11 protein-coding genes are annotated in these 14,668 nt (G+C 51.4%); 7 read left to right on the plus strand and 4 right to left on the minus strand.

Going from position 1 to position 14,668, the window contains the following annotated elements; genetic code table 11:
- Positions 1-40 precede the first annotated feature (40 nt).
- The 3 genes from K3T83_RS06335 to K3T83_RS06345 all read right to left on the minus strand — a co-directional run bounded on the left by K3T83_RS06335 (position 41) and on the right by K3T83_RS06345 (position 4,176).
- Positions 41-2,422: a sensor histidine kinase gene (locus K3T83_RS06335; protein WP_220202131.1), complete on the minus strand. Its 2,382-nt coding sequence runs from the start codon at positions 2,420-2,422 to the stop codon at positions 41-43.
- Position 2,423: 1 nt separating this feature from the next.
- Positions 2,424-3,191, minus strand: a complete 768-nt coding sequence (locus K3T83_RS06340) for a response regulator transcription factor (RefSeq protein ID WP_220202132.1) — start codon at positions 3,189-3,191, stop codon at positions 2,424-2,426.
- A 145-nt stretch (positions 3,192-3,336) separates the two neighbouring features.
- Positions 3,337-4,176 (minus strand): SGNH/GDSL hydrolase family protein, encoded by an 840-nt coding sequence (locus K3T83_RS06345; RefSeq protein WP_220202133.1) that lies wholly within the window; start codon positions 4,174-4,176, stop codon positions 3,337-3,339.
- Between the two features lie 287 nt (positions 4,177-4,463).
- On the opposite strand from K3T83_RS06345, the gene K3T83_RS06350 reads away from it, so the two are divergent.
- From K3T83_RS06350 to K3T83_RS06370, 5 genes are all read left to right on the plus strand, one after another.
- Entirely contained in the window at positions 4,464-6,665 is a 2,202-nt protein-coding gene (locus K3T83_RS06350) for an alpha-amylase/4-alpha-glucanotransferase domain-containing protein (protein WP_220202134.1), read from the plus strand.
- 16 nt (positions 6,666-6,681) lie between these two features.
- Positions 6,682-7,395: a type 1 glutamine amidotransferase gene (locus tag K3T83_RS06355; RefSeq protein ID WP_220202135.1), complete on the plus strand. Its 714-nt coding sequence runs from the start codon at positions 6,682-6,684 to the stop codon at positions 7,393-7,395.
- A 317-nt stretch (positions 7,396-7,712) separates the two neighbouring features.
- The gene (locus K3T83_RS06360; protein WP_220202136.1) at positions 7,713-7,949 is read left to right on the plus strand and encodes a hypothetical protein; all 237 of its coding nucleotides are present in this window, start codon (positions 7,713-7,715) and stop codon (positions 7,947-7,949) included.
- On the plus strand, positions 7,943-8,629 hold the full coding sequence (locus tag K3T83_RS06365) for a PP2C family protein-serine/threonine phosphatase (RefSeq protein ID WP_236065102.1): 687 nt from the start codon (positions 7,943-7,945) through the stop codon (positions 8,627-8,629). Before K3T83_RS06360 ends, K3T83_RS06365 begins: the two co-directional genes overlap by 7 nt.
- Before the next feature lie 229 nt (positions 8,630-8,858).
- Complete coding sequence (locus K3T83_RS06370; RefSeq protein WP_220202138.1) at positions 8,859-9,638, plus strand: CAP domain-containing protein; 780 nt, start codon at positions 8,859-8,861, stop codon at positions 9,636-9,638.
- Positions 9,639-9,645: 7 nt separating this feature from the next.
- Here K3T83_RS06370 and K3T83_RS06375 read toward each other — a convergent pair whose 3' ends face one another.
- Positions 9,646-12,006, minus strand: coding sequence for an MGH1-like glycoside hydrolase domain-containing protein (locus K3T83_RS06375; RefSeq protein ID WP_220202139.1), 2,361 nt, complete (start codon positions 12,004-12,006; stop codon positions 9,646-9,648).
- Between the two features lie 600 nt (positions 12,007-12,606).
- Between K3T83_RS06375 and K3T83_RS56165 the strand changes: the two genes are divergently transcribed.
- Together K3T83_RS56165 and K3T83_RS06385 are read left to right on the plus strand one after the other, a co-directional pair.
- Positions 12,607-14,100 (plus strand): arabinofuranosidase catalytic domain-containing protein, encoded by a 1,494-nt coding sequence (locus K3T83_RS56165; protein ID WP_236064837.1) that lies wholly within the window; start codon positions 12,607-12,609, stop codon positions 14,098-14,100.
- A 217-nt stretch (positions 14,101-14,317) separates the two neighbouring features.
- Complete coding sequence (locus tag K3T83_RS06385; RefSeq protein WP_220202140.1) at positions 14,318-14,611, plus strand: hypothetical protein; 294 nt, start codon at positions 14,318-14,320, stop codon at positions 14,609-14,611.
- Positions 14,612-14,668 lie beyond the last annotated feature (57 nt).

Below are 14,668 nucleotides of genomic sequence, written 5' to 3' on the forward strand. Positions count from 1 at the left end.
AAAGCAAACATACTTCGGCAAACAGAATAATAATAACGTGTTATCGCAACGCCTCAACAGGCAAGAGAATACGCACAGTCACACCGCCTTCAGGCCAGCTCTTCACCGCCAAGCTGCCGCCCGCAATTGCCAGCAAAGCACTATGAGTGAGCAAACCTCCACCTGTGCCTGTAGTAGTGCTGCTTGCAGCCATAATGCCTACGCCATCATCGGCTACAATCACTTCGAGATGGGGTTGGCAGGATGCAGAGAAGGTCAGGCACAATCGGCGGTGTACATCGGAGCCGCGACCATGACGTGCCGCGTTACGAAGCGCTTCCTGCACGGCAGCAAAGAGCAATTCGGCGATGGCGGGAGGCACTATCTCATCAATGCACTGCGCCGTCTCTTCAGCAACCTGCCATCGCACTTCATCAAAAGCCTGTTGAAAATCATGCTCAATCATCGTCCGAATAGCATGCATCAATCCATCGCGTTCCAGACGCAGAGGCGCTCCAGTCGTCGTGGTTCGCATCATGGCGGCAAGACGACGATGGGCATCGCTGATTGCTCCAACCACCTCGTCGAGCGCCTCGTTCGGCTCGTGAGAGCGCGATTGCTCATTCGCATGAACAAAAGGACGCAATGATTCCAGCTTTAGCAGCGCCAGATGCATATGAGGTAAAATCTCGTCGTGAAGTACGCGCCGCTGTTGCGCCCCTAACAATTTCACATCAACTGTGCGACGGCGCAGTAAACCGGCAATCGCCAGTACAGCCTCATGATCGCGCAACGTATCCAGAATACGCTGTCCGCAGGCATGAGCCAGTTCTATATCCTCATTGGTGAAGACTGCGCCGTCCTGACGTGGCCCCAGATATAACTTTGCTACCAGCCCAAGATCATCGTAGATGGGCAAAACCCAGCAGATCGTAGAGAGTCCCTGCCGCACCATTCTGATTCGATAAGCATGTACACTTGCCTCCTTCGCTTCATAGGATGGTTGCTCCTGCTGATTGGCAGATAGCACAGGTCGTTTACCCTTCACAAGCGGCGGCTCATCATCATCAATAAGATCATCGCTCGACCAGCGATAATCAAAACTGCGCTTGGCAGGCCCAGATAGCACTATCAGGCGGGCACATTGGATATCCAACACATCCTTACAGAGGTGAAAAAAAAGATCCTCCATGCTCCGCTCAGTCTTCTGAAGATCGGTGTTGAGCCAGTAACGCAGCGTCGTGCTACGCAAAAAGGGGCCAAGCAGCGCGATATAGCGATCATGAGCGGTATAACTACTCCAGGTAAACAGTGCATAAGCACCCGTCGCAAGCGAGGTAATCAACAAGAGACCGCTCAAACTGCTGCTTGTCAACTTGATAAAAACAGCAATAAACAAGGCAACTGTCGTGGCAACGATCACGATGCCGCGCCATTGCTCAAAGAAACCACGCCTTGCCAGAGGGCGCTCGATCAGGATGCCGTGTCGCACGATGGAATAGCCAAAAAGCAAGACGATCACCGCGACCAGGCCAGAGGAAAAGATATCGAGCAACACAAGGTTGGGAGGGATCATAGAGAGTGTGGCTGGAGGATGCAACAGCGAATTGGATGAAGCAGTATCATGTAATTGAAACCAGTGGATCATCGAGCGCACACTTAGCGTTCCCAGACAAACGACAAGGCCAACCATTAACAGAGCCGCCAGCAACAGGATAGGCCGTGCCAGATGCCAGGAAAGCTCAGGCTCGCCCGATAGATCGAGACTGCGCCGACCATCCCAGAAGGCATCGACCAGACGTTCTCGTAGTGATCTCTTCTCCATGCGCCCACTCAAGGCCAGCCAGAACACCTTTAAGAGCTGGCCCATGCGCCCGGGCGTAAACCAAGGTCCGATAGCACAAAAAGCCAGGTAGCACAAAAAGAGCATAGGGAGAACAAGCGGCGAGAACAGATTGACATTGGCCCCATCGACCACATCGCCAAATGCTAACAGGCGTATCGTTCCAGCAAACGTAAACGTGCTGCGATTGAAGATCAGCGAAACCAGCACAGCACACCCTAATAAGCCACTACACATTAAGAGCAAGGGGCGACGACGCCTCCATTGTTCACTGATGAGCGAGGCATAATGGAGGCCAATTACAAACCAGATGTAAGGTACACCCAAAGCAGGAAGCCAGATGAGCCGCCACAAAAAATCGGCCGACACTAATCCTGGCGTATGCGCAAAAGGGTTAGCTATAAGCAAGGCGTGAATAAAGAAAAAGAGGGCTGCCATCCCAAGCCCGACAAACCCGACACGCGCAATCATGCTGCGGCGATCACTATTGAGCCAGACAGTAAAGGTCAGCCAGAGAAACGCAACCAGATTAAACACGGAAAGTGCAACGGCCATCGTCTGGAACAGATAGGCAGGCTCAAGCAAAGTAGTCAGTGACATATTATTCTTCTTTGTAGAAAGGAACCCATTCGCCGCGTCGATCCTGGATCAGTGCAACACCATTTTCGTCCCACATAATCATACGATTATGCAGATAAATCAGAGTTGCTCTGGCACGTGCGACTTTATCATCAACGGCATTCTCGCTCAATCCCCAGGCTGCATAGATGCGCCCGTTCGTACGGCTGACCGCGCGCTTATCATGCAAATTCAGACGAGCAGCAATTTGTTCGTTGGTCATCCCCTGAGCCATTAGTTCGGCCACACGTAGCTCGTTTGGCTCTAAAAGTGCGCGAGGCGACTGTTCATCGAGGTCGCGCACCTCCTGCACTCGATCTTCAATCTCTGGATCAACCAGGCTCCTCCCATTAACGGCATCGCGCAATAGTGGAACTAGCATACCAGGCAACAAATAGTTACTTTTGCGCACATAGGCATAGTGGGTCAAAATACCAGAAGCACGAAACTCGCGATAGTACTCATCATCATCTTGAATCGAGTAAAAAACGACTGGCATGCGCGGACGTTCGCGGCGAATTGCAACGGCAGCTCCTACGCCGCTGCGCGCATTACGACCGATAAGCGGATCTTGCAACTGCACATCCATCAGGATCACATCCATATCCAGTTCGAGCGCGCGCGCGATCGCTCCCTCTCCAGTGGCCGCCTCACCTACCACCTGCACCTGCCCGGTCGCCTCCAGGCCTTCTCGTAACGCCCTGCGGAGTGGTCCATGATCGTCAACCAGCAATAATTTTATTTTTGACATGCTTATCTCGCCATATCAATAGTATTTGATCTAACTCTGTGAATAGATAGAGTAGAGCAAATTTTCTCACGAGGATTATAACACATCATAACATAGACAGGCACAGAGGAAGGATATATGCTTTTCCATTTCTTAATTTCAGGAACTAATATCCCACCGTACGTTCAAGCGCAGCCGCAATCACACCATAACCTGTGTTGGTAGCATGAATATCCTTAAAGACGCTGCACATCCAGGTGTAGGTGCAGATATGGGGGTTAGGGGTTGTGCTCCCACCGAAGGCGCTAAAGGTATCTACAACGATCCCATAACCTCTCACGTCCTTGATAATATGTTGATTGAATTGCTGCACATATGACACTGTTTGAGGACAGGTATTCTGAAACGGATCATAGTAATTGTTGACGATCAGGTCGCCTGTCACCTTGCCACCAACCAGTAGTGCATCATGTAGTTGAGGCAAAATTACCTGTGTGAGATTCATATCAAATGATGCCAGAGCCGTATCAAACACTTCTGTATCAATGCTACAATTCTGAGAATCGATCCCGGTAATAAGATCATTGGCTCCAATATCGAGCGTAACAGGACTAACAGTCCTGCTATGAGCATGCAGGTAGTTCACCGCTGCATCTAACTGCGCTCCCTGGTAGGGATATTTGCGCAGGACAGCATAAGAGCAACCGCCATGAATCATCGTGGAACTTGTCTCCCCTGGACAGCCAAGATTCACGTATGTTTGCGCCCCATGCTGTTTCAAATCCTGAAAGAAATCGCTGGCATAGCCGCGAGCGAAGTTCCAATCGGGTTGATAGCCAAAGGCCAGAGAATCGCCCAACGCCAGATAATAGCGTTTCGGTCCCACCAGCAGAGAGGATCGCAGATGTGTAGCAGCATGGACATTCGTTACAATGCAAACAAATAACAGGCAAGCGAGCAGAAATGAAATTCCACCACGCTTGCAGAACAATGATTTATTCCTCATCACCATCTCCTTCAACCAACAAAACCCATTTCCACAAAACTGCACATTTTGTTATGGTCATATGATTTATAGATTTAAAGCAAAGTATGGAAAAGCATATTCTATTTTCAGTATAAGACAATAGAAAAATCGGGCTAATAGGAGATGAAGAACGAACAAATAAGCAATTGCGAGAGATGAAGATAGCAGCCCAACCACACGATATGGTATAGTGAAGAGAGATGGTACGGTAAACCTCGAATGCTGGTCTCTAAATATGTTGCTGCTTTAGATAGATGAGGGAGAATATGACAACAGGGCGCATGAACAGTATCCATCTGGGCCTCTTACTGCACAATCACCAACCGGTAGGCAACTTTCCCTGGGTATTCCAACAGGTCTATGAAGATGCTTATTTACCCATGATCGCGGCACTGGAGCGTCATCCTGCAATCCGTCTCTCTCTTCACTACACAGGATCGCTGCTTGACTGGCTAGAAGAGGCGCATCCCGAATTTCTAGAGCGAGTGGCCGCCCTGGTACAGCGCCATCAAGTGGAGATGGTCAGTGGAGGGTACTATGAACCAATCCTGCCATCAATCCCTGATGCAGATAAAACGGGGCAGATTCGCCGCCTGACGGAGCGCGTTCATAAAGATTTCGGGGTCAAGCCTGATGGAATGTGGCTTGCAGAACGCGTGTGGGAACCCGGATTGCCGCGCCTGCTACGCGATGCCAGCATAGAGTGGACCATTCTCGACGATGTGCATTTTAAAAATGTCGGACTGGAAGATAATGACCTCTACGGCTATTATGCAACGGAGGATCAGAGCAGCGTCTTGAAAGTCTATGCCACCAGCAAAGCTCTGCGGTATACGATCCCCTGGCGTCCAGTAGCAGAAACGATAGAGACGCTTCGCAACCTGGCAACATTTGACGGGAAGCGCATTTTGGTGATGGGCGACGATGGAGAAAAGTTTGGAAGTTGGCCTGAGACCAAACCTTATTGCTGGGGATCAGATGGCAAATCCGGCTGGGTGGAAGCGTTTTTCACGGCGCTTGAGCAGAATAGCGACTGGATACATACGATCCCGCTGGGAGAATACGCGCGCACAAATCCCGCACTGGGACGCATCTATATTCCCACCTCCTCTTACATCGAAATGACCGAATGGTCACTACCTCCACAAAAAGCCTATACATTTAGCAAAGTTTATCATCAATTGGAACAGGACAGGCAATACGAGCTTCTGCAATTTATGCGTGGAGGCTTCTGGCGCAACTTCCTCGTGCGTTACGCTGAGGTAAACAATCAACACAAAAAGATGCTACGCGTCCATGACCATGTGTATGCAGCCGGAGCAACAGAGGAACATGGGCTGATCCACTTATGGAAAGCTCAGGCTAACGATACTTACTGGCATGGCCTTTTTGGTGGAATCTATATGACGCATGTACGCTCGGCCATCTATCATCACCTGCTCAGAGCAGAAAACGTTGCCGACCGTACACGCTACGGAACCGAATCCTGGCAGCACTACGAATTCACGGATTTTGATCGCGACACCCATAACGAATTGATCATTGAAAGTGATCAACAGAATCTCTACATTGATCCACAACGAGGCGGGAGCATCTTCGAGTGGGATATACGACGCAGCGCCCATAACCTGACGAGCGTTATGACAAGGCGCGAAGAGAGCTACCATCAAACGTTGCGTGAATATGAGCAGCGGCGACGCGCCTCCTCGCAAACAGGCAATACGCAGACAGGAGGCGGTGAGCCGGGATCGCCACACACCACCGTTCGCACCAAAGAACCGGGTCTCGATCAATACCTGATCCTCGACCGCTATCGTCGCAGCGGTCTGATCGACCACTTCTTGCCGCCGGGCCTGCCGCTCGAATCGTTTGAACAGATGCGCTATGAAGATCAGGGCAATTTTATCGATACTCCCTACGAGATAACTGTAGAGCAAAATAGTGATGGAATCAGCGTTCTATTATCGCGAGATGGTCAGATCAAGCGAGCCGGAGCACTCGCGCCGCTACCAGTACGAGTGCGCAAGACGCTGTTTCTTCCTATTGGTGAGGAAAAGTTAATCGTTCGCTATAACATCAAAAATAAGGGGCAGTCGCGCCTGCAAACCTACTTTGCCAGCGAATGGAACTTTAACCTGCTAGGAGGCGGGGGAAACGATCAGGCCTATTATCACATAGAAGGCCACAAACTGGAAAACAGTCACTTTGACAGTACAGGAGAAGTTCCGCTGGTCCGCTCATTTCATATTGGCAACACCTGGCTCCAACAGGATCTCGCGTTTCATGTGAACCAGGAGACCACGCTCTGGCGCTTCTCCATCGAAACGGTCACTGGATCAGAAGCTGGCTTCGAGCGTACCCACCAGGGCAGTTGTGTCACGCTTGTCTGGCCGCTGATACTAGAGGCCGGGCAGCAATGGGATGTAGAACTGACCGTTACGGGTAGCGCATCCATTTCCCGATCATGAAAGGGCCAACAACAGGATGAAACGGATACTACTACTGGAACATGAGAAGGATAACCCGGAAGGGTATATAGGAACGCTGCTTGAGGAACATCAGATTGCGACAGATGTTATCCGCGTCGATCAAGAAAGATTGCCTGCTCCCGATCACTACAGCGCGATTATCGCATTTGGTGGTGCGCAACATCTTTACGAAGCAGAAAATTATCCCTACTTTGGGCCAGAAAAGGCACTGCTACGAGCAAGCATCGAGCGCGAACAACCAGTACTGGGCATTTGTCTGGGCGCGCAATTGGTCGCCAGCGCGCTTGGTGGCATAGTCAAGCGCCATCACACATCAGAGTTGGGATTTTACGATATTCCATTGAACGAGGAGGGAAAAAAAGATCCGCTCTATCAAGGCTTGCCTGGATACCAAAAAGTCATACACTGGCACGAGGACACATTTGATCTTCCGGCAGAAGCCATCTTGCTGGCCAGCAATGAAATTACAACCAACCAGGCATTTCGTTATGGGAAGCGGACGTACGGTTTACAATATCATATAGAGCTTGATACACCGATGCTCGATAACTGGCTTTATCACTGTGGGCTACAACGTGATATAATGGACAAGTTGGGGGTCGAGGCGTATCACACTTTCTCAGAACAACTTCTGGTTCAGTTCACCATCTATCAGAGACATACACGTATTGTGCTGGAGAATTTTCTGAGAATAAGCGAACTGATCTAAAGTGATGGGACAAAACCCTTTTCTTTTTATCCTTCTATCTGCTATACTTGCATGCATAGCTTATTCTACCAGGGTGCGGGGCTTCGCTCGTCATGCTACAACACAGAGCAACGCTACAGATAGCAGGAAAGTGGACGGTTATTAAAACAGCATGTATGTACAGAGTACTATAATCTAAAGAAAATGTTGAGATTAAGCAAAGAGAATTTACGCGTCTATAGTATATGTGTTCGGGATTTCAGCAATGAAATACCCGCTCACGCAATGTCCAAACATCTTTTGAAAGGCAGCATGCGACGAAGATGCCGCAACATAGAATGAGCCGACATATTCATACCGCTCTACATAATCATAATACTACGCTTCCTCATTTCATCTTTGCGCATCGGACGCTCGCATGCGAACGTCATCCTGATCGTAACGAGGATAGCATCCTGATCGACCAGCCAGGAGGTCTGGCAGGCGTCTTTGATGGCGTCGGGGCAGCGCCGCTGGTGAAATCGCTTCACAAACGGCTGCTCATGCCACACATCAACGCTGGCGACAAATATTAGAAAAACTGCAAAAGAAACGCAAAATCCCTACCTTGCTTGAAAATTGTGACGTGCTGCATCTTTGTACCATTCTCGAAGAACTTATACGGGACGCCGACGAGCAAGTTCGCACTATTGGGGCGCAACGAGCTGGTACCGACGACCTGGCAACCACTGTGGCGCTAGCTGCGTTCAGCCACCACCCGGAGACGCGAAACTACACGATGGTCTTCGCGCATGTGGGGGATAGTCGCATCTATCTGCTCCGCAACGATGAGCCGCTTACACGACTCACCAACGATGACGGATTACTTGCCAAGCTGATAGAAAACCAGATCATTAACGAGACGGACGCCTTTCGTATCGATCAGGCGATGACCGCCGAACAATTATCCGATACTGAGATCAGCTACTTCCGTCTGCGGGGCGGGATCACTCAGGCGTTAGGAGGTCCACTTCCCCCCACGATTCATATCGATCAGGTAAGCATACGCCCCGGAGATCGCATTTTGCTTTGTACCGATGGTATTCATGATAACCTGACCGACGCAGAAATTGAAGAAATTCTGAGAAAGGGGCCACGCACAGCAACCGCTCGTTTACTCGTCGAACGTTCTATAGAACGCTCTCATGATCGTACTAATACAGTACGTGCCAAACCCGACGATATGAGCGCTATTGTGCTATCGTGTCGTTTCTAACTTCTCATTCATAAATAGCAAAACAGCGTATAGATGGTAGTATTGGCCCGAAAAGGAACTGTCATTTCAGTGAAGAATAAACTTCTGAAATTGCTTTCTCCATTGTCGTAGAAGGAATCCCAAAAGTACCAAAAAACGCCATACGTCCGCATATAGAAAAATATTATATGTTACTCTCCCTAGAGGATCAATTGTTGTTACGAAGTGCTCTAGGAGGAGTCAGGTTGTTTTGGGCAGATCTGTCTGGATTTTGCTAGTATTGCTTAGTATCGTGGTACTGTTCACCGCATGTACATCTCAGACAGGCTCATCCCCTCGTCTGCTGGGCGATGCAGTTCATAATAAAGACACACAAAACAACGCACCAACCACCAGTGGAAATGATAGTGGGAGCGGTAACAATGTGCATGTAGGGCAACAGCCTACACCGCCCCCTATCGTTGTCCAGGGCCATGAGCCAACGCCACAAACCACGCCTGCACCGACCATGCAACCGACGCCCGGGACGCCACCACCCACAAGCGCAACACCGACCAACATTCCCGCCACCGGAACTGGTGTTGCTCCCTATGGATCTCCGCCACCGCTCACTGCGGAAGAAATCCAGTTAACGCAGAAGTTGTTCGCGAAGATTAACAGCGATCGAGCGGTAAGCGGTCTCTATCCGTTCCAGTGGAACGAGACGCTCTCAGGAGGTGCTCGCCTGCATAGCTGGAATATGTACCATTGCGGTTTCAGCCATACCTGCCCCGATGGGAAGCAACAGTGTGACCGCATCGCAGCAGAAGGGTTTGCTGGTTATACGGATTGTGGCGAAAACATTGGCTACGCCGGTCCCTTCCCCACTGCCTGGGAAGGAACCGCTAAGATCCAACAAACAATGGTCGATGAGCCGCCAACGGGCTGGCATCGTATCCATCTCTTTAGCAAGACGTTGAACCACGTCGGCGTCGGCGTTTACGTTGATCCCAATGGGTACATCTGGTTTACAGAGGACATGGTTAGTTAGTCTGGCCTCAAGGAAGCTGAAGGGTATGTGGCTCGCCCCATGCGCCATCCCACTCCCATTGCTGTTCCACTGGTTCGCGAGAGAGCGCATCCAGATCAAGTTGTTGCCCATCAGATACAATGAGAGGCACAATACATTTCACCTGCATGTGATAGCGCTGTGAATTCTGAACAGTGCATGTCGTGTGAAGCTCGTATTTGCCCCAGGGAAGCGGCCCTACTTGATAAACAGCACCTGCGCGACGGAGCGCTTGTGGAAAAGCTGGAGCGAGAGTTATTTTGCCAACTTCCTCCTCACGCAACCCTATGATGTAACGCATCAGCAAATAGACGCTCAAAGCACCCCAGCCATAACCCTCAATGCCTGCGTTCACATACTCCTGAGCGCCCCATTTACCAACAGTGGCAAGTTGCCGATATTCGCGCGTTACGCCAGGCAATCCACCATGCGCGTCTATGTCGTGGCTATCAGTGCTGCGATAGGAAGCATCGATAAAACGCGCCGCGACTTCGGCAGCATCGACGGGCATGGCAGCAGCGGCGATAGATCCTGCCAGCGTCATCATAACGGGAGGCCACGAAAGAGGCATCCAGCCGCTATGGTTGGGTGGCTGCACCAGAGCCGGACGCAACTGCTCAATATGTCCCCAGCCGGCTGCGCCACAAAAGATGGGAGCCAGATGCATCGTATCCTGTTGCGTTGACCATTCCTTTGTTACCGAGTCGTAATCGCGAAACCAGCCATCCTGCCACATCAGCCGCGTTTTGACAGTGAATTCATCGGCAATCAACCTCCACTGCGCCGCCTCCGCCGCAAAATCGATCAGACTCTCGCTACCTGTAAGTGCAGCGGACGAAGCGTCTGGTGAGGCCTCAGCAAGCAATGCAGCCCAACGTGCCAGGATTGCGGCGCTCTGTACCATGCTGGCCTGGAGATCAACCGGGCGCACATGTTGAATGATAGAGCCGCCAGTCTGTTGAGGACCAAAGCGACTGGAGACATCCTGCCCGCTCTCCCAGGAGCAATTGTAAACGAGCCATCCCTCAGCATCGCGACGATGTTCCAGCCACCAGCGAATATAGGCAGCTACGCCTGGATAGAGACGACGCAACCAATGCAGATCTCCCGTTCGACGGAACAACTGATCGCAACACCAGATGGGAAAGCCCCACTCAGGCGCAGTACCACAGACCTCTCCGTCGTCGGCAACCATATTGTAGCTACCATCCTCACGCATGCAGGGCAGATTGGGGCGAGGAGCCGACTCGAAATGGCCCAGGATTACTTCAGCAGCCAGGGCGGGATCGGCATAGCTCAGAAAGAGGACATCCATCGCAGCTTCGGCCAGTACCAGGCGTGGTGCCTGTATCTGCATGCCATCATAGCTACTCCCCACGATACCGGCAGAAGGGCGCATAACCATACGCAACGTCTCCAGATCGTAAACCAGCCCACGCCGCCAGCTTGCGGGCCAATCGCCGGAGAGCTGAGGAGCACGGTGCCAGAAATCCTCGTCGTCGGCGCGATGATCCGCATCCGCACGCGCAATCTCCTCCATGCTATCGAGCCAGCGTTGATATGATTGATCCTGCGAGACACCCCGCGCCAGCACAGCATTGATGACTCGATGCGCGGAACCCGTTGTGTCGCCTTCGAGCGTCAACGTACTGGGGACAATCACCGTTCGGGCCTGCCATCCTGTGCTTTCCTCATGTTCCGTTATATTGGGCGAGGCAACCGCAATATCATGTGCCCAGATAGCAGCATCTTCCAACGCCACCACATGCCCCATTTCGCCAAATGTCAGTGGACCAGCATCGGCGGAGCGCATACCATGTACAAAGACATCGCCCTCGCTGGCAAGACCAAGCATTGCAACTCCTTGCTGCGGCCCCCTGATAGCATAGAGACCATGTTCCCAGAGGCGACTGGTGTGGGGATTGTGTGTATGCACATGAATCAAATAACAGGTAATGGGGAGCGGCTGCTTCACTTGAGCATCAAAAGCGAGAATACAGCCAAGCGCGTCCTCATTGACGAGAAAATAGCGTACCGTGAGGGTCAACTGGTATCTAGGGATGATACAGGTGTATTCAAAGCGATTCTTCGTATGTAGATGACTGATAATCGTACAGTTATGGCGTTTGAAGTCTTCCGGGGTGATCAGAACCATCTTGCCAATTTTGAGTCCAATCATGAGATGAGCCGTGTACTGAAACTGGTTGCGTGCATAGCTGCCAAGATTGGGGACATGCCACCCCATACCGAGTGGAACACGTGAGCGCAACACGCCACTGGGGTTCAGCTTCCAACTATGGTAGGGGTTATCCAGATAGCCATGCGGGGTAAAATCGTCATGCGGAACCATTGTCCGTTACTCCTCTCTGGCTCAGGTAGAATGCTGAGAATTGGCCTCATTGTATGATGCTGTGAGCAAAGAGTCAAAGTGCTTTTCTCTTCGATACTAGAAGATTCCAGAGAGAAGAGAACTTAGAATCTATTGAACAAAAACTGAATACCCCCTCGGCAAGTCCTCGTAGCCTATAGTATAGCTCCTAAAAGCGCTCGAATCACGCATTCTCAATGCATAAACGTGCAGATTTTCACAAAAAAATGGTTAACCACGCATTGACATTGCACGAAACGTGCATTATAATAGAATCATCCTCCTGAAGCAGGAGGAGCACCACTCTTCTTTCGTGAAGAAACAGCTAAGGCATAGGGAAGCGTCTTGACTGCACTTGTCACAACCTCCCCTGGCTGTTCTCAAGCACTTGCATGCCTTTTCGCTAACCATTTCTCTTGCATCCTGGCCCATATAGCCCTGGCGCAACATCGTTCCCAATGTCTTCGTCACACTTCACGACTCTGGCTTCGGAGGAATCGAGTCAGACAAACACTGATGAATGGACAGACTTATAGAAATTCTTTTCTATAAGTTGTTCTCTCTTGGAAAGGACACAAGGACGTGAAATGCTCTCCCTCATCCACTCACCGGCAGCAAGTTCGCAGTTGGAGAACCCTCCTGGCACTCCTTGCTGCATTAGGAATCATCGCAGGTGCGCTTGGTCTTGCTAGCGCACCCGTGCATGCGGCCGGATCACTACCCTGCGACATTTATGCGTCTGGCGGCACACCATGTGTTGCTGCCCATAGCACGGTGCGCGCCCTGCTCAGTGCCTACAATGGGAACCTGTACCAGGTCAGACGCGCGTCGGATAACGCCACATTGAACATCGGCGTCCTGAGCGCAGGCGGCTATGCCAATGCAGCCGCGCAAGATTCATTCTGCGCTGGCACAACCTGCGTCATCACCATCATCTACGACCAGTCCGGGCACGGCAACAATCTCACCCAGGCACCCGCTGGTGGGGCCGCCGGCGGTCCTGATAACCTCGCGAACGCAAGCGCGCTACCGCTGACGGTTGGCGGGCACCACGTCTACGGCGTCTACGTAGCCCCTGGCACCGGTTATCGCAACGACCATACATCAGGCATCGCGACAGGTGACAATCCAGAAGGCGAGTACGCAATCCTCGACGGCACACACTACAACGGCGGCTGCTGCTTCGACTACGGCAACGCTGAGACAAGTAACAATGATACTGGCAACGGCCACATGGAAGCCATCTATTTTGGAAATATCAAAGTGTGGGGCTACGGCTCTGGCAACGGTCCCTGGGTCATGGCGGACCTCGAAAATGGCCTTTTCTCTGGGGTCAACGCAGGTTTCAACAGTGGCGACCAGAGCATCACTTCCCACTATGTGACAGCAATAGTGAAGGGAGCACCAAATCTCTGGGCAATCAAGGCTGGCAACGCGCAATCTGGCGGCCTGACAACGATGTACAATGGGCCGCGTCCTAACGTCTCGGGTTACAATCCCATGCACAAGGAGGGTGCAATTATCCTGGGCATTGGCGGCGACAACAGCAAGAGTTCAGCCGGTTCATTCTTTGAAGGCGCGATGACTTCCGGCTACCCATCGGACGCAACCGAAAACGCTGTTCAGACCAGCATCGTCGCGGCAGGCTATGGGAGCAACGTCGGCAGCACTCCTACGGTGGGAACAACCCCATCACCTAGCCCAACCACTGGAACAACCCCAACGCCTACACCAACCAGCGGTAGTAGTGCCTCCTGTAAAGTGTCTTACACGGTAACTAACCAGTGGTCGGGAGGCTTCGGTGCCAACATTGCAATCACCAACACCGGCTCAACAGCCTGGAGCAGTTGGACCTTGAAGTTTACTTTCCCCGGCGACCAGCAGGTCACTCAACTCTGGAATGGTAGTGTCTCTCAAAGTGGATCGAGCGTAACCATCACCAATGCTACCTATAACGGGCAAGTGGCCGCTGGTGCCGCTGTCAGTCCCGGCCCTGGCTTCAACGGCTCTTTTACCAGCAGCAATCCCAACCCCATCTCGTTTACGGTCAACGGCGCAACCTGTACAACGTCCTGAACTGTGTTCTCCAGCCTTGACTATTAGATGGCTGGACCCTGAAACGTCATCTGACCAATAATCAAGCAATCATACAGAGCTGTAAGGTGAACGGCTCAACGAAGTGGAGGTAAGCACATCTCTCTCTATACAGGTAAGAGAAGCGGAAAGCTTGCCTCTCTTATGCATGGAAAGACGGCGCTACTCTAAACCATCTCGAGAAGAAAGGAATAAGAGAATGTCTAGCGACAATAAATACGGCTCGGAAGTCGCGCATCTACTCTGGCAGATCAGCGTGGAGTACGAGGCAGCCCAACAGGGACTCTCTGGCTTAACCCAGGGGATCAGCCAGCATCGCTTCATCACGCAGCGAATGGAGCGTATGCACGAATTACACATCCAGGTACATGATCTGGTTGGAGAAGAAGCTATGAGCCTGATCGCCGCCCACCTGGATCAGATAGAGCAAAACGCAGCAAACAGTGCTCCCACAGAAAGGGAAACAGCAATAACTCGCATACCCGAAACATAAGAAGAGCAAACAAAAAAGAAGCCTATCCAGGTTGGATAAACTTCCCTTTTGTTTTAG

The sequence above is a fragment of the Reticulibacter mediterranei genome, assembly GCF_016587455.1.